The organism is Paraburkholderia lacunae (assembly GCF_003353175.1).
Lineage (GTDB): Bacteria > Pseudomonadota > Gammaproteobacteria > Burkholderiales > Burkholderiaceae > Paraburkholderia > Paraburkholderia lacunae.
In genome coordinates, this window is record NZ_QHKS01000005.1 from 46,712 (window position 1) to 64,759 (window position 18,048).

The following is an 18,048-nucleotide window of genomic DNA, read 5'->3' on the forward strand; positions in this document are numbered from 1 at the left end:
GCAACGCTATAAGGATTACCTGATAGACGATAGGGAAATCCTTCGTATCGAGGCTAAGGGAGATAGCTCTCTCCACCGTTGTACTGAACTCCTGGTTCCTGGCCATGCGACATTGCATGGTTTCTTTTGCGCGCCGGAAGGAAGGATGCGGACCGTTTTCGATTCCTAATAGAAGGTTGTTTTTAGCCAACACTTTTTTGTAAGAGTTCTGTCGACGGTTATTCTTCGCTCCGCACTTCAACCAATACTCAAGGACGCAGATGAAGAAGACCACACTGGCAATGCTTTCGCTGGCCACGCTCGGCGCAACCGGCGCAGCTCACGCACAAAATAGCGTCACGCTCTACGGTATCGTCGATACGGGCTTGACGTACGTTTCCAACGACGGCGGCAAACAGTCCTATAGCATGTCGTCGGGTAACGAATCCGGCAACCGCTGGGGCTTGAAAGGCTCGGAAGACCTCGGTGGTGGCATCAAGACAATCTTCCAGTTGGAAAACGGCTTCAACTCGACGACCGGCAAGCTCGGCCAGGGTAGCCGCATGTTCGGTCGTCAGGCGTTCGTCGGCTTGAGCAGCGACTCGCTGGGTACGCTGACGCTTGGGCGTCAATACGATCCGCTGGTTGATCTGGTTCAGCCGGTTCAGGGCGATGGCTTCCTCGGTGGTGTATTCATCTCGCCGGGCGACATCGACAACGCCGACAACAGCGCGCGCGTCAATAACTCGATCAAATACACCTCGCCGTCCTGGGCCGGCTTCCAGTTCGAAACCATGTACTCGCTGGGTGGCGTGGCGGGTACGATGGGTTCGGGTCAGAGCTATGCTGCTGCAGCCGCGTACAGCAACGGTCCGGTCAACCTGGCAGCGGGTTACTATCACCTGAGCAACGGCAGTGGCAAGAACCGCGGCACAACGACGTGGGACTCGCTGTTCAACTCGTCGGTCAACGCCGCGTATTCCACCGCCGCGTCGATCAACAATGCCCGTATCGGCGGCAACTACGTATTCGGCGCGGTGACCCTGGGCGGCTACTACAGCTACGCCGAATACACCGCAGACGCCAGCTCGACATTCACGAAGGCGGAAAAGTACAACACGGGTTCGGTGTACGCCGTGTGGCAGGTCTCGGCACCGCTGCAGACCGAGATTGGCTACGTGTACCTGAAGTCGAGCGGCAACTCGTCGGCGAAGTACAACCAGTTCGCTGTCGCTGCGGATTACTCGCTTAGCAAGCGTACGGATGTCTATGCGTGGGCAGCCTATACGCATGCATCAGGAACGCAAGACCCGTCGGGCTCCGCAGCGGTTGCCGTCGTTGGTTCGGCCACGGGCGATTCCGGCAACAGCAAGCAGGCTACCGTAACAGTGGGTATTCGCCACAAGTTCTGATTGAGCCCAGCTTAAAGAAAAGCCGGCGTTGTTAAACGGCTCCCGCGAAGCGGGGTAGTTCGCAGAGCCGAGGTTGACTGGGCTGAGTCCTGTATTACACAGGGCTCAGCCCTTTCGTTTAGATTCGCGTTTTCCATGCGCAGATAGTTCAGCTTACCGAGCAATGTTGAAAGAAGTGGATCTGCAACATCATCTGGACCGCCTCCACTCTTTCAATCCTCGAAACGCTACACAGACCTGGTTCGCGAATCAACGGAACGGGACTCCAGGGCGGTATGGCCCATGACAGGATTTCTCCGTTGAACGGTCGTGGATGCGCTTCACGCTGAAGCAAATCGGTCGATCAGGAAGGGTGTGACGTCGAGTTCCGGAGATCGTTGCAGAATCAGGTCGGTGAGAAGCCGCGACACGATAGGCGCAAGTGTGTACCCATTCGATGTCACCGCGTTGAAGAAGCCTTCGGTGCCTTTGACTGGCCCGAAAATCGGTGCACCGTCGATGTCGATGTTCATGCCAGCCCATGCTCGCACCATGTGCAATCCATTGAGTGCCGGAAGCACGCGGCTCGCAGCCCATACATTGCCTTCGATGCTTTCGCGCATCGCGTGATTCATGCGTCGTGCCGGGTCGAACGCGGCCGGCCAGCCACCTCCGATCAGAAGGCCGCCGCTCGATGTCTGCTTCAGGCTCAGATGGCGGTCGGCATGGGCGATCAGGTGGTCGACGACTGGCGGCGCCGGTTCCGTGGCGATCATCTGCAGCGGCGCGCCCGCCACCGGCACGTGCACGCCGACCATTGCACCGATCTCTTTCGCCCATGCACCGGCGGCGTTCACGACGATGCGAGCACGAATCCGGCCGCGGCTGGTGTCGACCGAAAAACCGGCGCGATCGCGCACGATTGCAGTGACATTGGTGGCGCGCTGAAAGCGCGCGCCCTGGGCGATGGCCGCGCGCATCACCGTATAGGTTGCGCGCAGCGGATTGATCTTGCCTTCCATCGGGCAATATTCCGCGCCCAACAAGGTCGGCGAAAGCTGTGGCGACAACGCGAGCAGGCCGCGTGTATCGAGCAGTTCCGTTTCGATGCCGAATTGTCTTTCGAGCGCGGACTTTTGTTCGAGGAAGCGCATTCCTGCTTCGCTGTCGGCCACCATCAGGCCGCCGGTCACCCGAATCTCGAGACTTTCGCCACACGCCGCTTCGAGTTCCTGCCAAAGCCGCACGGATGCGGGGCCGAGCGCGAGCGTATTGGCCGCAGGCGCGCCGCCCGCGCGCGCCTTCTTGCCGAAATCGAACGACAGCAACTGAACATGCAGGCTGCCGGCATTGGCGCCGGACGCTTGCAGATTCAGATCATCGCGGTCCACCACCAGCACGTCCCGCCCGGCACGGCTCAGAGCGTGGGCGAGACAGGCACCCATCACACCCCCTCCGATGACGAGCACGTCAGCAGTCTGGTCGCCCAGCACGGGCTCCTTCACAGGGCGCGCCAGGTTCGGTGTCGATGCTTTGCGATGACCGCCCCATTCGGCTTTCTCGAACGCGAGCGCAGCGAGCGGGACCGGCCGCACGGGCACGCGTGGCGCAGGGAAGTGCATGACCTCGCGCGGACGGCCCGTTGCTTCCTCGACGAGCTTTGCGCAGCTCGCCACGCAATTGCGGCCCTGACAACGGCCCATGCCGAGGCGCGTGCTGCGCTTGATCGCGGCGAGCGTATCGTGGCCGGCAGCGAGCTGTTCGAGAATCGCGCCGTTTGTCACGTCCTCGCATCGACAGACGACCGTATCGGGCGGCAGATCCGAAATGCGCGGCACCGGCGCCGCGAAAATGTTCCAGAGCGCGGTCTGGAACCGCTCTGCGCGAGCGAGCGCACGCCGTGCCGATGCACGCAACCGATCGGCAGCGTCATGGGTCTCGAGACCAAGCGCATCCGCTGCCGCCAAACCGGCAAGTGTGCCGCGCGCGAGTGCCACGCGGGCGCCGCCGACGCGCGCGCCGTCGCCTGCCGCGAATACACCTTCGACGCTCGTCTGTCCATTCTCGTCGACGTCGGTCGCAAGGTAGCCGACACCCTTGTCGACGAACGAATGCGCACAGCCCAGCACCCTTGCAATATCGGTAGTCGGCGCAAACCCGTAGCCGACGCAAAGCGTATCGCATGCGACTGTGACCGTCCTGTCGCCGCAACGGTAGGAAATCGCTTCGAGCCGGTGCTTGCCATGGGCGTTCAGTTCGCATGCCTCCCAGACTACCTGCACGCCGGACGCGCGTAGCTTCGCGAGGTAGGCAGCACCGTCGCGCATCAGGCCGGGTGCTGCACGCGTCGTCGCAAGCAGGTCGCGCCATGAGCGCAGGCCGGGCCGTGCCGCGCTGTCGAGAACCGCTACGACATTTGCGCCGCCCGCCACCAGTTCGGCGGCGAGTTGCAGGTTCAACGGTCCATTACCCGCAATGACGATTCTCTCTCCGGGCGCCACACGGTACGCTCGCGCCAGCGTTTGTGCTCCGCCGGTGGTCATCACGCCAGGCAGGGTCCAGCCCGGGAACGGGGCGGTATATTCGTACGCGCCGGAAGCGAGCACGATTTGCCGAGGGCGGAACACGACGCTCGCGCCGTTGACGATCGCACCGATTTCGTGCGGACCGAATGCGCCCCAGACGAATGCCTCCGGCGTAAGCACGACACCCATCGCGAGCGCGCGCCGGATCAACGCAGCGCCCTCGTGGAACTGTCGATCGAGTCGGTTCGCTTGCTGGCTCGGCGCAAGCTGCTTGAAGAACTGTCCACCCGCCATCGGGCGCTCGTCGATCACTTCGACCGATGCGCCACGCGAACGGGCCGCACATGCTGCGCTCAGTCCGGCTGGTCCGGCGCCCACCACCAGCACATCGAGGGCGACCTCACGCGGCTCTCCGCCTTCGGGTGCAGGTGCGAGCGGCACATAGGTGCACGTATCGGTGTGGGACATGCGCAGCACTTCAACCCGCATGCCGTGCGCCGCTTTCGTCATGCAGGCTCGCTGCGCCTCTTTGCCGTCCACAGACACGAGGCATTCGAAACAGTGGCCCATCCCGCAATAGAGGCCGCGCCGCTCGCCAGCGCGCGTCTCGCGATAGACACCGCGTCCCGCGCCGGCAAGCGCGGCGGCAATGGATTCGCCCTCCAGCGCGCTGATGCGCTCGCCGTCGTAATCGAAGGAAATCGGCTTGCCAACCGCGGTGATGTGTGAATTTCTCAGGCGCATCGGAAACGCTGCTTCGTAGGGTTAGAAAGTGTCCATGCACGCGCCGGAATTTAAAAAATCTTGACGCGCGATATTTGTATACAAATGCTATACAAAACATATGCACATTCATAGCTCTCAAAAAAACGGTTCAACTCAAGATGAAAACGTTTCGCGGCACCTACACCGTCCTCGTCACGCCATTTACCGCCGACGGCCAGCACGTCGACGTGCCGGCACTGCGCAAGCTCGTGAACTGGCAGATCGAAGAGGGCATTCATGGACTCATTCCGCTTGGCAGCACAGGGGAGTTCCTGTCGCTCAAAGACTCTGAGCGAATCGAGGTTGCACAGACCGTGATCGACGCGGCCGCGGGCCGCGTGCCCGTTCTGCTCGGCACTGGAATGGAATGGACCGATGACGCGATTGCCCGCTCGCGGGAAGCACAGGAACTCGGCGCGGATGGCGTCATGGTGATTCCGCCGTTTTACAGCACACCGACCGACGACGAACTGTTCGAGCACTACCGGCGGATCGGCGAATCGATCGATTTGCCGATCATGGTCTACAACAATCCGGCTACCGCGAATGTCGACCTGAAGCCAGCACTCGTCGCGCGCCTGTCGCACATCGATAACGTCAGCTACATCAAGGAGTCGACGCTCGAGGTGACGCGAGTGCGCGACATCGTCGAACTATGCGGCGATCGGATGACCGTATTCGCGGGGATTCTTGGCTACGAGTCCATGTGTGTTGGCGCGCAGGGCTGGGTGGCGGTGTGCTCGAACCTGCTGCCCAGACTTTCCGCGCGTCTGTACGAATGCACTGCTGTCCAGCGCGATCTCGATGCAGGCCACGCGATTTATCGCGAGATGCTGCCGATCGTGCGCTGGGTCGGCGGTCATCGTTACGTATCCGCCAGCAAGGCCGGCCTCGCAATGATGGGCTTGCCCGTAGGCGAGCCGCGCGCGCCGCGCCTGCCGCTGCCGCATGACGATCGCGAACTGCTGCGCGCGGATCTTGCCGCGCTCGGCGTCCTGAACTCGCTGTCCTGATTCCACCTTCCTGGAGAAATCGATGTCTATCCGTTCACTCGTCCGCCCGTTGCTGATTCCCGCCGCCCTGGCGCTCGCCACCTTGACGCTCGCCGGGCCGGCCAGCGCCGCGTGCACACCGACGATTCCCGACAGCGCGCTGATCAAGAAAGGCACGCTGATCATGTCGACCAACCCGACGCTGCCGCCGTTGCAATACACGGACGCTTCGGGTGAACTGAAGGGCATGCGTGTCGAACTCGGCGAAGAGGTGGCGAAGCGTCTGTGCCTGACGCCCGAGTACGTGAAGATCGATTTTCCCGCGATGGTGCCGGGCCTGCAAAACGGGCGCTGGGATGTCATCAACACCGGCATTTTCGTGACCGACGAGCGCACCCGCATCATGAACATGATTCCCTACGAGAACCAGGCGATCAGCATCTCGGCGGCGGCTTCCAATCCGCTGAAGTTCGAGAAAATCGATGACCTCGCAGGCCGCACGGTGGCGGTCGAGATTGGCGGCTTCGAGGAAAAGCAGGCCCGCGCGATGATGGCGGACATGACCGCGCGCAACCTGAAACCTTTCACGCTGCGTACCTTCGACACGTTCTCCATCGCCTATCAGGCACTCGCCGCTGGTCAAGTCGAGGCGGTCGTATCGATCGACGCGGTGGCCAGTGAATATCAGAAGCGCGGTTTTTCACGTGTCATGTCCGGCATCCATCCGACGCCGGTTGCGCTTGCCACAAAAAACCCGCAGCTCGCGAACGCGATCGCCGGCGTGCTCGACCAGATGCAGCAGGACGGCACCTACCAGAAGCTGTTCGCGAAGTACGGCATCAAGCCGCTCGAAGCGCCCATCGCCGTCGCGCAGCCCAAGTAAGCGCCGCGGTAGCGAATTGGATTGACACACCAGGAGCCAAGCGATGGCCACAGGATGGAACTGGGACGGCTTCGCCGCTTATTTATTCAACCCCTACCTGATCGGCGGTGCGTTTCAGACCCTCTGGCTGACGCTGGCAGCGATCGCCGGAGGCCTTATCCTCGGCTCCATGATCGCCTTCGCAAGGCTTTCCGGACAGCAATGGCTGTCGGCTCCTGCGGCGCTTTACACATGGGTATTTCGCGGCACGCCGTTGCTCGTGCAATTGATCATCCTCTACACGGGTCTGCCGCAACTCGGGATACGCTTTTCCGTGATCGAGGCCGCGCTTATCGGCCTCATTCTCAATGAAGCCGCGTACCTCGCCGAAATCATTCGTGGTGGCATCGCCGCGGTACCGCGCGGGCAGACCGCGGCAGCGAAGGCGCTAGGCCTGACCAGCGTGCAGACGATGAGGCAGGTTGTCTTTCCGCAAGCCATGCGGCTCATTGTGCCTTCGCTCGGCAATAGCGTGAACGGGCTGCTGAAGACAACCTCGATCGCGTCGGTGATCTCGGTGGAGGAGTTGCTCAGACGCACGCAAGAGCTGATCCAGGAGCGCTTCATGGTGCTCGAACTGTTCGTCGTGGCCGCGCTTTACTACCTGCTGATGACAACCGTCTGGAGTTTCTTCCAGCGCAAGATCGAAGCGTACTACGGACGTGGCTACACCGCGCATGGCGCTGGTCGAAACGGCAGGCGCGCATGGTTTTTCGCGCGCAGGCAGACCGCCCGCATCGACTAACGGAGCACACACATGACCGGTATTTCCCAGCACAGCTTCGATACGGTGATCCGCAACGCGCACATTGCCACGGCGGCCGACACTTATACGGCCGATATCGGTATCAGTGGCGGGGTGATTGTTGCTATCGGCCGCGACCTGTTCGACGGCCGGGAAGTCATCGACGCGCGGGGGCGCTTCGTCACGCCCGGCGGCGTGGACGCGCATGTCCATCTTGACCAGCCGACATCCGACGGGTCAAAAATGGCAGACGACTTTCTGACCGGCACACGCTCGGCGGCATGCGGCGGCACCACCACGGTCATTCCGTTCGCGCTGCAATTCAAGGGATGCAGCCTACGCACCGCGGTCGAGGAATATCATGTCCGGGCCGCGGGTAAGGCGTCGATCGACTATGCGTTCCACCTGATCGTCTCGGACCCGAACGAGGCCGTCCTGAAGGATGAACTGCCCGAGCTGATCGCGAACGGCTATACGTCGATCAAGGTCTACATGACCTACGACGACATGAAGCTCGACGACCGCCAGATTATCGACGTGCTCGCGTGCGCGCGTATTCACGGGGCGATGACGATGATCCACGCGGAGAACAGCGACTGCATCGGCTGGCTGACCGAACGGCTGCTCGCCGCCGGACTGACCGCGCCGAAGTACCACGGCGAATCGCGACCGATGATGGTTGAGCGGGAAGCGACGCACCGTGCCATCGCATTGGCCGAGGTCAGCGAGGCGCCAATCCTGATAGTGCACGTGTCCGGGCGCGAAGCAATTGAACAGATTCACTGGGCGCGCGGCCGCGGCCTGCCGGTCTTTGCGGAAACCTGTCCTCAGTATCTGTTCCTGAGTGAAGACGATCTCTCGCTCGACGGGTTCGCCGGCGCGAAGTGCATCTGTAGTCCGCCTCCGCGCGACAAGGCGAACCAGCAGGCGGTCTGGACCGGATTGCAGAACGGCTTGTTCACGATTGTCTCGTCCGACCATGCGCCCTTCAACTATGACGACCCGAACGGCAAGATGCTGCACGGCGCGAACGGCAGCTTCCATCAAGTGCCGAACGGAATTCCTGGTCTCGAAACGCGGCTGCCTCTGCTATTTTCCGAGGGCGTGCTGGCCGGCCGAATCGACATCAACCGCTTCGTGCAACTTACGTCGACGAACGCGGCGAAGCTTTACGGGCTGTATCCGCGCAAAGGCACGATCGCAGTCGGCAGCGATGCGGACCTGGTGATCTGGGATACGGGCAACGCACGCACGATTCGCAACGAAGAACTGCATCATGCCGCGGATTACACGCCGTATGAAGGGCGCGAAGTAAGGGCATGGCCGGCAATAACGCTGAGTCGAGGTACTGTCGTCTGGGCCGACGGTGAGTTTTACGGGCGGGCCGGTCACGGGCAGTTTCTGCGGTGCGAGCGCCCCGCCGTAGTAATATCGCACCCGAAAACCGCCGTGGCCACCATCTGATGGTCAGTCCGGCGTGCACGAGAAAGCGACGCACAACCATGGCAAAAGTAGACACTAAGGCAGCGGCATCCGGAGCGAAGAAGACTCTGCGGAAAGCGGCAACAGGAATCTCGTCGCCGGATAGCCCGATCAAAAGGGCGCAGATGGTGCCTGCCGAAAGCCGCATGACCACTCCTAGTCTCGGTGAGCGCGCTTATCGACGGCTGCGCGAGATGATCCTCGATCGCGAACTCGAGGCGGGCGCGCTGCTCAATGAGTTGCGTGTCGCCGACCGGCTCGAGATGTCACGCACGCCGGTTCGCGAAGCACTGCTGCGGCTGACCGGCGAAGGCCTTCTGGTGCGTGCCGACGCTCGAAGCTTCGCGGTACGCACTGTGTCCGCGCGCGAGTTCTTCGAAAGCATGCGCGTGCGTGAAGTGCTCGAGGCACACGCGGTCGACCTTGGCATCCAGCGTCTGCCGCTGGCGACGATCGAGCAACTGGAACAGAAGGTCCACGCGCTCGAGGTCGGCAAGCATAGCGAAGTCGAGCATCGTGAACTTGACGATCTGCTGCACAGAGCCATCGCGGAAGCGTCCGGCAACGCTGTGCTGGTCCAGATGATCGGCATGATGCGATTGAATGCGCGGCTCTTTCGTGTGACGAGCCATCTGCACCGCCAGCAGGAAAACCACGTCGAACATCTGGCGATCCTCGCTGCGCTGAAATCACACGACAGGGTCGAAGCACGCAATGCGATGATCGGCCACATTCGCGGTCTGCAGGACGATGTTATCAATGCGATCACGGGCTAGCGGTCATGGATGGATTGGCTCCCTCCATGCGGCTCTGAGTTGTCGGCTTTACCCATATTGAAGCAGGCGTATCCGCGACAGTTCGTGAACCTGCCCGTATTCGAATTAATTGTCACTGTCGGAGTGTCGTGGCCATCGACAGAATGGCCGCGAACCGATTAGTCCTACTGCCGGTTGACTCGAGCATGACGTGCTTCACTGCATGTCGAGGCATCGGTCAAACCGGGTTGCTTCTTCCATCTACGATTAACGGAACACCGTAATGACCCGACTTCGCATCACTTCCTGCGGCCTGACTTTTATTGCCGAAACCAATCCGGACGCACCGCAAACCGTCGCTGCTTTCCTGAAACTGTTGCCGTACAAGCAGAAAATCATCCACGTGCGTTGGAGCGGTGAGGGTTGCTGGGTACCCTTGGGCGAATTCAAGCTGGAAAACGACGGTGTCGCGGTCGGTTTCGAGAATCACACGAGCCACCCGTCGGTTGGCGACATCCTGTTCTATCCGGGCGGCTACAGCGAAACCGAAATCATCATGGCTTACGGTTCGTGCCTGTTCGCGAGCAAGATGGGACAACTCGCGGGCAATCATTTCCTCACGATCGTCGAAGGCAAGGAAAAGCTTCGCGAACTCGGCGTCAAGGTGCTGTGGGAAGGCGCACAAGACATCTCGTTCGAGAAGATCTGAGGCCTTGGCACGCGCTCTGCCGGGTCAGTGGAATCGCGTGCGGTGCGATGTTGCCCTGGCGACCGCCTTTTGAAGCAGACCACCGCCGCGCCGCAGGGCATGTGTGCTCCTGTCGCGGCGGGGTTACCAGCCGTGCGCGCCTGTTTTACCTCGACGCAAGCCACCAGATCTGCGCGGCCACGAGCGACACAGCGGCCGCAGTCCACAGCGCGGCCTGCATGCCGGCTTCGAACGGATGAACAGTCGCGATCAGCGTGCCGAAAATGGCGACGCCTAATGCAGCGCCCGTCTGCCGCGCTGAATTGAGGACCGCGGCGGCGACGCCTGCCCGATGTTTCTCCACGGTCCCCATCGCCGGGGCCGTCGCTGCCGGCGAGACGAAACCGGCGGCAAGGCCGATCGCCAGCATGGGAGCGACGGCGAGCCAGTAAGGCGACGACGGGCCGCACGAGAGCATGCCGAGCGCGCCCACCGCGTAGAAACCGAACGCAGCGCACATCGACCAGCGCGTTCCAAAGAGCCTTGCAATGCGGTTGGAAACAACGCTGCCCACCGCGACCATGGCCGTCATCGGCAGGAATGCGAGCCCTGCCCACAGGGGCGAGTAACCCCGAGCCTGCTGGTAATAGAGGCTCGTGACAAAGAGCAGGCCGTAGAACACGAAAGCCGACGCCATCGAAACACAGGTCGACCCGGCAAAGATGCCGCTCCTGAAGAACGAGAGCGGCAGCATCGGATGCGTGTTGCGCGCCTCGAGCGCAAGGAACGCCGCCCAGGCTGCAACGGTCATGACGATACCCGACACGATCAAGGGCGAGTCCCACCCGAGCGTTTTGCCGTCGATCAGCACGCCGATGAGCGCGCCAAGCGCGACGATCGCCGTCACCTGTCCGGCCGAATCGAAACGGTTGGCCTGCGCGGGCCGTCGGTCGGGCGCAATGCGCCACGTCATCGCCATGCCCAGCAGCCCGATCGGCACATTCACGAAGAAGATGCTCCGCCAATCGAACAGATGGATCAGAATACCGCCGGCCAAAGGCCCGGCTGCCATCGCGACGCCGCCGCAGCCGACCCACACGCCGACCGCGCGCGCCCGTTGCTGCGGAGCGGGGCAGGCATGGTTGATGAGTTTCAGCGAGCACGGCACCAGCATGGCCGCGCCGACTCCCTGCAAGACACGGGCGGCGATCAGGTCTCGCAAATCCGGCGCGACCGCGCAGATCGCCGAGGCGAGCGTGAACACCGTCAGGCCGGCGAGATAGACGTTGCGTGCGCCCCAGCGGTCGCCCAGCGTGCCGCCCGTCAGGAGCAGGCTGGCAAACCCCAGTGTGTACGCGTTCACAACCCATTGCAGACTTGCGATATGGGTCGCGAGCGACACCGAGATACGGTCCAGGGCGACATTCACGATCGACGTGTCCAACACGACGACAACGTAGCTGACGCTGGTTGCAGCCAGAACCCGGCGTTGGATGGCGCCATCGTCGGCCGGGTTCAGCACGTTCGACAAGCTGGCCTGTTCAGGGCGGAGAAGAGCACCTTGAAGCGGCCCTTCGGCATCGTTGCTTTCGATCATCGTCGATTCCCGTCTTGAGCCTGGTGATCCAAAGTCTACGGTGCGTGCAGTGCGCGATGTTTCAGCGCGCGTCGAAGTGTGCGTACATCCCGGACGGCTGCTGCCGGCCCTCACGTTTGCAAATCCCTTGCAGCGCAGCCGGTCTCAATGCGCGCGCAGCTTCGACGCAGCTTCGGCAAGAAAAATCCGGCGTTACCAGGTCGCGTTGAAATGATCCAAGCTGTTTTCATAACCAAAAGTCTTATGATTTGAATTTGCGCGGGTATTCAGAAAATTTATAAAATACGTTGAAAAAATACTTGACATTTTTAAATCGATAAACTAATTTCAATGACATATTTTATGAAAAATATCTTTATAGATCTATTCATATAACTGGCGTAATTTCGTCACATCCGGATGATTAAAAGTCAAAGCAAGACTGGCCATTCGGCCTATCCTGCCGGCTATGTGTTGCCCGTATTTTTCTACGCATGACAGGCTTGGTCGCATTTTGCGACAACGTCCTTCGAGCGCATCTATTCTACTGGCGGGAAGAACCTTGCATGTATGGTCGTCGGGGTTTCCTTGGTAATTTTCAGCTTGTCCATTGCAGGGAACGCAGATGATCTGCGTCGCGTTTATTCATGCAAAATGCAAGTCTCGATGCATTGTTATTCTTAATTTGAGTCGTGAGATTCAGGTGGAATTTTTGTGGCGAAAAATGGCGGAAAGTGCGGAAATCAATAATAAATAATGCAGAATGAATTTTAGAATGGCGTGAGCTATTGCGGGTTGCATAGGATTTTCGTTAAGTAATTCGTTTATTGGCTGGGTTTAATTAATCCTATTCATGCAGGTGACGCGATGGAAAGCCAGTTTGATGATCTCGCCGCACTTTACGATGAAATGGCGTCCTGGCCATTTCGGCGCGACATGGAAATTCCGAACGTTTTGGCAACCCTGGGAGACGTCAGCGGACGCGACATCCTGGACTTTGGCTGCGGAAACGGCATGTACTCCCGGTGGCTAAAGGAGCGCGGCGCCCGCCGCGTGACGGGCTACGACGTGTCGGACGGCATGCTGAACTACGCGAGACGTCGGGAAGAAAAGGATGGGCTCGGAATCACGTTCACGCAAAACCTCTCGGATCTCGATGGGCAGTTCGATATCGTTCTTGCTGTCTATGTGCTGCCCTACGCGACTACTCATGAGGGACTGCATGAACTGTGCGTGTCCATGGCCCGTCCGTTGCGACGCGGCGGGCGGCTCATCGCGCTGCCGATCCATCCAGACTACGCCCGCGATCCTTCGTATTACGAGCCGTATGGTCTTCGCCTGGCACCCGAGGGGCCAGATGTCGACGGTGGGCGCGTACAACTCGATTTATGTTTGCCGCCGCATGAAAGCCGCGTGACTGCCTATGTCTGGAGCAAGGAAAGTCTCGATGCGGCGCTGTACGCGGCGGGTCTCGGTCCCGTCCAGTGGGTTCAGTACGGGCTCATTGGGCGCTCGGCCAACACGGGCGCTGACGATTTTATGGAGGCCTATTGGCGCAAGCCGCATGCTGCCATATTGAACTGCCAACTGAGGTGATGTCGTGCTTGCGTCCGATAACGTCATCGAACGAGCTGGCACGTATGCCGAATTACTCCCGTCGGCACGTGATCTGGAACCGCACGCATGGGATGCCCTCGTTGCCGACAGCGATTTTTTTCATTGCCGGGGATGGTTAAATGGTCTCGACACTGCGCTCGGGCCGACTACCGTGCTGACGCTGCATGGGTCTGCGGGGCTGCTAGGGGGCTGCGCGCTTTGGGACGGTGAAACGGCTCCCGGGTTTTTTTGCCTGCCTGAGTTTTTCCCAGATGTACCAGGCCCCTGGGATGGAGATTTTCTGTGGATCGGAGCACGGCGCTCGACGCATAACGAAATCCCTTGCGTGGTAGGACAGCGGCGCGGGGGAACGTTAACGAAGCTTCTGCATTCTGCGCTGGCGCTCGCAGAGCGTCGAGGTCGCACGGGCATCGTGGTGCCCTATATGCCGCTCGCGAAAGCACTCGAACTGGCCTGCGCAGATGAACGGGGCCGCGTGCTGCTGCATTCGGCTGAGGCACGGATAAACGTGCCGTCTGGGGGACTGCAGGAAATGATGGGCCTCGTTGGTACGCGACACCGGTGGCGCACCCGGGACGAACTGTCGACGTTCGCCAGGAAAGGGAACCGTGTCGAGTGGACGCCACTGACCAGCGAGATCGAAGAGATCGCTGCGCGCCTGATCGCACAAAACCGTTCGAAACACGGCAGCAGTCAGGGCGTGGAGTGGATGCGCCGTATGTTTGCTGGGCAGCGGCAGTCCGGCGTGATCAAGAATGCCATTGCCGCTGTCGCGTATCGCCGGGACCAGGCCGTTGCGGTATCCGTCTTTTATCGATTCGGTCAGACACTGCATCTTCGCTATTTTGGTTCCGACTATGCGGTCGACGACAACGATTTCAGGTATTTCGTGCTGTGCTATTACGACCCGCTGGACTATGCCGCAGCTCGCGGCATCAGTCAGTATCATCTTTCCACGTCGTCGCTACAGGCGAAATCGCTGAGGGGTGCACTTGTTGAACCCCTCGCCGCAGTGGTCCTGTCCGTCGATGGTGATGGTCCTGAGCGCGACGACGTCGACCGGCATAACAGGCAGTTCACAAAGCGTTTCCGGCAACAGTTTGCGTCCCGCCTCAGCCCCGACTGGTCATTGATTCAGCCCTGACCTGATCAAGGAGTGAAGCATGCTACATCTCGTCTATGTTATGCGTCCGACGGCCAAAGCACGCTGCGATCTTCCAGCCTTCTGGAGATGGGTGAAGGAGCGCGAGACGTGGTTTTACGATGGCCTCGACATGGCAAGCAATCCTCGTTGGCTCGTACGCACAATCGGCCCTGATGTGCACGCGCTCGAGCATTCCATTTCGTTTGCTGATGAGGCAGCCTGGGGGGCATATCGCAAGCAGGTTGCGCGTCAATCGCAGAAACCGGAGTGGGAGCATCGTCGAATCGAACAGGAGGAGTGGTGGGAAATCCTCGATGCCCGCATCCTGACCGATGCTCCGATTCCTGCGTCGACCTGAGTAGCGCGTCGCGCTCTTCTCCGGATACAGAACAACCATCATGGCCGAACTCATTGCATTGATTAAACGTAGCCAGTTGCTGCTCCGTACGGGACGGTTCATGACGTTGGCGACGGTATCGCCTGACGGAGAACCCTGGGCTTCGGTCGTCAACTACGTCCCGACCGGCTCGCCGATGAAGCTGACCTGGTATTCGATGCGTGATGCCCGTCACTCAATCAATATCGAGCAAAATCCGTTGGCGTCGGGAACGATCTTTCGTACGGATCTCGATGCTTCCCCGCTTGGACTTGATGGTGCACAGTTTGCAGGTGCCTGCCGGACTATTCCGGACTCGGAAGTTCAATCGTGCCACCGCCAATACTACGAAAAGAACTTTCCGGACAGTACGGTCAGGCAGCAGTGGATGCTTCCTGTGAGCGAATTTGTGGGGCATGGGGCGAGGCGCTTCTACGAGCTGACCGTTGCGCAGTGGTGGCTTTTCGATATTGATCGCTGGCTGGAAGACAAGATAGATGCCCGGATCGAGGTTCGCGTTTCGGCACTTTAAGTCATCGCATTTTTTACAAATCCCTTGCGGCGCGACCGGTCTCGACGCGCGCGCAGCTTTGACGCAGCTTCGACGCAGCTTCGACGCATCTTCGAGTAAGTAACGAGTAAGTCCAACGGTCCTAGAGTCGATGTCGCCCGTCCGTCTACTCCAGGAATCGACGTGAAAAAAACCTTCGCTGTGAGCACACGCTTCTGTTCACTATCGCATCGGCGTTCGGCACGCTCGCGCACGACTATCCGGAAGTCGGCAACAAGGGACAGAAGGCCGGCATCGACTGCAGCAGGTCCTTCGAGTACGGCAACTTCCTGTTCAGGCCGCACGCCGGCGCCGAATGGCTGAGCAGCAAATAGGTCGATTACCATTACGCCAGCCCGCTCGTGAGGAAGCGCTTCATTCCAGAAGCGAGAATCGGCTACTACCTTGACGAATTCAACTGAGCATCGCCGCATGTCGCGAGTCGCATTGATCGAAGACCACGAACGCCTGGCCAGCATGATTCGCCAGGCGCTGTCCGCCGCGGGCATCGAGACCGATGTCTTCAGCAACATTTCGGAGGCTCAGTATGGCGTGAGCCGGGCCGGCTACGCGGTGCTGATCATCGATCGCGGTTTGCCGGACGGCGATGGCCTGACTTTTCTGCGGTCCTTGCGCGCGGCGGGCCAGACGACGCCGTCCCTGATGCTGACCGCTCGCGACGCGCTGCATGACCGCGTCGACGGACTGGAGAGCGGTGCCGACGACTATGTGACCAAGCCGTTCGCGATGAGCGAACTGGTCGCGCGGGTGCGGACGTTGATGCGCCGTCCGGCGGCGTTGACCGAACTGGTCGTATCGTTCGCCGACCTCACTGTCGATCCGCAGCAACGCGCGTTGCGCTGCGGCGGCCAGTCGGTGCTGCTCGCGCCTGCCGAGTTGCAGATCGCGCTGTGCCTCGCGAACGCGGCGGGTGCAACCGTGCGGCACGCGGCGCTCGAACATGCCGCCTGGGGACTCGGCGAAGCCGTCACGCCCAATGCATTGGAGGTGACGCTGCACCGTCTGCGCAAGAAGCTGACGACGATCGGCGCGACGACGCGGCTCGCGAATATCCGCGGCGCAGGCTTCGCGCTGCAGCCCGCTGCGGGTCGCGCCGAGCAACGCTAACCTCAACCGCCTCGAGTTCGCCATGTTCAGTCACTGGATTCGAAGTTTGTCCGCGCGGCTTTGGGTGACCAGCATTGTCGCGCTGGCGATTTGCCTCACCGTGCTGGCGACGGTCAGCATCTATGCGTTCAATCATTTCCCGCAGCGCACGATGGGGCGGCACGAGGAGATGGAAAGCGCCAAGGAGATCACCGCTGGCCTGCGCTTCGACGACGCCGGCCGGCCGGTCTCCGTGCAGCTTTCGGAGGTGGGCGCGTGGGTCTACGAGGTGCTGCCCACGGAGCGGAAGTACCGGATACTCGATGAACGCGGCAACCTGCTGCTCGCATCGAGCGGCGCTCAAGGCGGCGGAGCATGGATCGCAGGCGATCTTTCAGAAGCTGTCGGCAAGATTCGGCGAGTGGAAATCGGGACGAAGCCATTCGAGGTTCTGACGTTGAAGGTTCAGCATCGGACGGCGACCTTCTACACCCAGACTGCGGATTCGGAGCGTTTTGTCGACGCGCTCGTCGGCGCGAAGGTCAAGCAGATTCCTGCGACCGTCAAGACGATCATTTTCGTCGCCACGATCATCTTCGGCCTGACGCTGACGTTTACCGTGCATCGGGTACTCAGGCCGCTGCGGGACGCATCGAGCGCCGCCGCGCGGATCACGCCGCGCAACCTCACTACGCGGCTCTCCACCCAACGCATTCCGAGCGAAATCAAGCCGCTGATCAATGCCTTCAACGAAGCACTCGACAGACTCGAAAACGGTTTCGCTGTTCAGCAGCAGTTTCTCGCATCGGCCGCGCATGAACTCCAGACACCGCTGACCTTGATCCGAGGCCAGATCGAGTTGCAGCCGGGGATCGAGGACAAGGAACTGCTGTTTCGCGAAATCGATCTGATGGCTCGACAGGTCCGGCAGTTGCTGCATCTCGCGGAGGTCAGCGAGTCGCAGAACTTCAGCTTCGGCGCGGTGAACATTGTCGACGTCGCTCAGGACGTGGTGGACTATCTCGCGCGCAAGGCCGACAGAAAGGAGGTCGAGCTGCGGCTCGAAACGCGGGCCGCGCCGCCGTCGATCTGGGCGGACAGAAGCGCATTGTTCATTCTGCTGAAGAACATTGTCGAGAATGCGATCAACGCGTCGCCTTCCCACGGCGCGGTATTGCTGATCGTCGACGGCGTCTCGGTGCTGGTCGAGGACGCAGGGCAGGGGATCAAGCAGGAGTATCTGCCCTTCCTCTTCAAGCGGTTCTGGCGTGCGCCGGATGCCAGACATGCCGGCGCCGGCCTCGGCCTCGCCATCTGCAAGGAGATCGCGACGGCTCATGAATGGCGGTTGACGGTGAGCAGGCTGGTTTCGGGAACGCGGTTCACGGTCTGGTTTTCGTAGCTTTCGTAGCGCAGTGCAAGCGGTTCACACCG

Annotated in this window: 15 protein-coding genes; 13 read left to right on the plus strand and 2 right to left on the minus strand. The window is 60.7% G+C overall.

Annotated features, from left to right (window positions below; translation table 11 throughout):
• Window positions 1-260 precede the first annotated feature (260 nt).
• Entirely contained in the window at window positions 261-1,391 is a 1,131-nt protein-coding gene (locus DLM46_RS08710; protein ID WP_115100377.1) for a porin, read from the plus strand.
• A 320-nt stretch (window positions 1,392-1,711) separates the two neighbouring features.
• Here DLM46_RS08710 and DLM46_RS08715 read toward each other — a convergent pair whose 3' ends face one another.
• Window positions 1,712-4,639 carry an FAD-dependent oxidoreductase gene (locus DLM46_RS08715; RefSeq protein WP_115100378.1) on the minus strand — a complete coding sequence of 976 codons (2,928 nt, stop codon included), beginning with the start codon at window positions 4,637-4,639 and terminating at the stop codon, window positions 1,712-1,714.
• A 140-nt stretch (window positions 4,640-4,779) separates the two neighbouring features.
• On the opposite strand from DLM46_RS08715, the gene DLM46_RS08720 reads away from it, so the two are divergent.
• From DLM46_RS08720 to DLM46_RS08745, 6 genes are all read left to right on the plus strand, one after another.
• The gene (locus DLM46_RS08720; RefSeq protein ID WP_115100379.1) at window positions 4,780-5,673 is read left to right on the plus strand and encodes a dihydrodipicolinate synthase family protein; all 894 of its coding nucleotides are present in this window, start codon (window positions 4,780-4,782) and stop codon (window positions 5,671-5,673) included.
• Between the two features lie 22 nt (window positions 5,674-5,695).
• Window positions 5,696-6,535 (plus strand): ABC transporter substrate-binding protein, encoded by an 840-nt coding sequence (locus DLM46_RS08725; protein WP_115100380.1) that lies wholly within the window; start codon window positions 5,696-5,698, stop codon window positions 6,533-6,535.
• Window positions 6,536-6,578: 43 nt separating this feature from the next.
• The gene (locus tag DLM46_RS08730; RefSeq protein ID WP_115100381.1) at window positions 6,579-7,319 is read left to right on the plus strand and encodes an amino acid ABC transporter permease; all 741 of its coding nucleotides are present in this window, start codon (window positions 6,579-6,581) and stop codon (window positions 7,317-7,319) included.
• A gap of 12 nt (window positions 7,320-7,331) precedes the next feature.
• On the plus strand, window positions 7,332-8,783 hold the full coding sequence (gene hydA / locus DLM46_RS08735; RefSeq protein WP_115100382.1) for a dihydropyrimidinase: 1,452 nt from the start codon (window positions 7,332-7,334) through the stop codon (window positions 8,781-8,783).
• Between the two features lie 164 nt (window positions 8,784-8,947).
• Complete coding sequence (locus tag DLM46_RS08740) at window positions 8,948-9,577, plus strand: GntR family transcriptional regulator (RefSeq protein ID WP_244305999.1); 630 nt, start codon at window positions 8,948-8,950, stop codon at window positions 9,575-9,577.
• Window positions 9,578-9,839: 262 nt separating this feature from the next.
• Window positions 9,840-10,265 carry a DUF3830 family protein gene (locus tag DLM46_RS08745; RefSeq protein WP_115100384.1) on the plus strand — a complete coding sequence of 142 codons (426 nt, stop codon included), beginning with the start codon at window positions 9,840-9,842 and terminating at the stop codon, window positions 10,263-10,265.
• 145 nt (window positions 10,266-10,410) lie between these two features.
• Here DLM46_RS08745 and DLM46_RS08750 read toward each other — a convergent pair whose 3' ends face one another.
• Entirely contained in the window at window positions 10,411-11,841 is a 1,431-nt protein-coding gene (locus DLM46_RS08750; RefSeq protein WP_115100385.1) for an MFS transporter, read from the minus strand.
• An 846-nt stretch (window positions 11,842-12,687) separates the two neighbouring features.
• Here DLM46_RS08750 and DLM46_RS08755 point away from each other — a divergent pair.
• The 6 genes from DLM46_RS08755 to DLM46_RS08780 all read left to right on the plus strand — a co-directional run bounded on the left by DLM46_RS08755 (window position 12,688) and on the right by DLM46_RS08780 (window position 18,016).
• On the plus strand, window positions 12,688-13,416 hold the full coding sequence (locus DLM46_RS08755; protein ID WP_115100386.1) for a class I SAM-dependent methyltransferase: 729 nt from the start codon (window positions 12,688-12,690) through the stop codon (window positions 13,414-13,416).
• Between the two features lie 4 nt (window positions 13,417-13,420).
• The gene (locus DLM46_RS08760; RefSeq protein ID WP_208866247.1) at window positions 13,421-14,581 is read left to right on the plus strand and encodes a GNAT family N-acetyltransferase; all 1,161 of its coding nucleotides are present in this window, start codon (window positions 13,421-13,423) and stop codon (window positions 14,579-14,581) included.
• A gap of 19 nt (window positions 14,582-14,600) precedes the next feature.
• Entirely contained in the window at window positions 14,601-14,939 is a 339-nt protein-coding gene (locus DLM46_RS08765) for a hypothetical protein (RefSeq protein WP_115100387.1), read from the plus strand.
• 40 nt (window positions 14,940-14,979) lie between these two features.
• Window positions 14,980-15,489 carry a pyridoxamine 5'-phosphate oxidase family protein gene (locus DLM46_RS08770; RefSeq protein WP_208866248.1) on the plus strand — a complete coding sequence of 170 codons (510 nt, stop codon included), beginning with the start codon at window positions 14,980-14,982 and terminating at the stop codon, window positions 15,487-15,489.
• A gap of 450 nt (window positions 15,490-15,939) precedes the next feature.
• The gene (locus tag DLM46_RS08775; protein WP_115100388.1) at window positions 15,940-16,635 is read left to right on the plus strand and encodes a response regulator transcription factor; all 696 of its coding nucleotides are present in this window, start codon (window positions 15,940-15,942) and stop codon (window positions 16,633-16,635) included.
• 22 nt (window positions 16,636-16,657) lie between these two features.
• Entirely contained in the window at window positions 16,658-18,016 is a 1,359-nt protein-coding gene (locus DLM46_RS08780; RefSeq protein WP_115100389.1) for a sensor histidine kinase, read from the plus strand.
• Window positions 18,017-18,048 lie beyond the last annotated feature (32 nt).

What these genes read in the sequence shown, in the direction of transcription:
- DLM46_RS08750 (WP_115100385.1), bottom strand. Translation starts at nt 11,841, where the DNA reads ATGATCGAAAGCAACGATGCCGAAGGGCCGCTTCAAGGTGCTCTTCTC.
- DLM46_RS08725 (WP_115100380.1), top strand. Translation starts at nt 5,696, where the DNA reads ATGTCTATCCGTTCACTCGTCCGCCCGTTGCTGATTCCCGCCGCCCTG.
- DLM46_RS08765 (WP_115100387.1), top strand. Translation starts at nt 14,601, where the DNA reads ATGCTACATCTCGTCTATGTTATGCGTCCGACGGCCAAAGCACGCTGC.
- DLM46_RS08720 (WP_115100379.1), top strand. Translation starts at nt 4,780, where the DNA reads ATGAAAACGTTTCGCGGCACCTACACCGTCCTCGTCACGCCATTTACC.
- DLM46_RS08770 (WP_208866248.1), top strand. Translation starts at nt 14,980, where the DNA reads ATGGCCGAACTCATTGCATTGATTAAACGTAGCCAGTTGCTGCTCCGT.
- DLM46_RS08780 (WP_115100389.1), top strand. Translation starts at nt 16,658, where the DNA reads ATGTTCAGTCACTGGATTCGAAGTTTGTCCGCGCGGCTTTGGGTGACC.
- hydA (WP_115100382.1), top strand. Translation starts at nt 7,332, where the DNA reads ATGACCGGTATTTCCCAGCACAGCTTCGATACGGTGATCCGCAACGCG.
- DLM46_RS08740 (WP_244305999.1), top strand. Translation starts at nt 8,948, where the DNA reads ATGACCACTCCTAGTCTCGGTGAGCGCGCTTATCGACGGCTGCGCGAG.
- DLM46_RS08775 (WP_115100388.1), top strand. Translation starts at nt 15,940, where the DNA reads ATGTCGCGAGTCGCATTGATCGAAGACCACGAACGCCTGGCCAGCATG.
- DLM46_RS08730 (WP_115100381.1), top strand. Translation starts at nt 6,579, where the DNA reads ATGGCCACAGGATGGAACTGGGACGGCTTCGCCGCTTATTTATTCAAC.
- DLM46_RS08715 (WP_115100378.1), bottom strand. Translation starts at nt 4,639, where the DNA reads ATGCGCCTGAGAAATTCACACATCACCGCGGTTGGCAAGCCGATTTCC.
- DLM46_RS08755 (WP_115100386.1), top strand. Translation starts at nt 12,688, where the DNA reads ATGGAAAGCCAGTTTGATGATCTCGCCGCACTTTACGATGAAATGGCG.
- DLM46_RS08710 (WP_115100377.1), top strand. Translation starts at nt 261, where the DNA reads ATGAAGAAGACCACACTGGCAATGCTTTCGCTGGCCACGCTCGGCGCA.
- DLM46_RS08745 (WP_115100384.1), top strand. Translation starts at nt 9,840, where the DNA reads ATGACCCGACTTCGCATCACTTCCTGCGGCCTGACTTTTATTGCCGAA.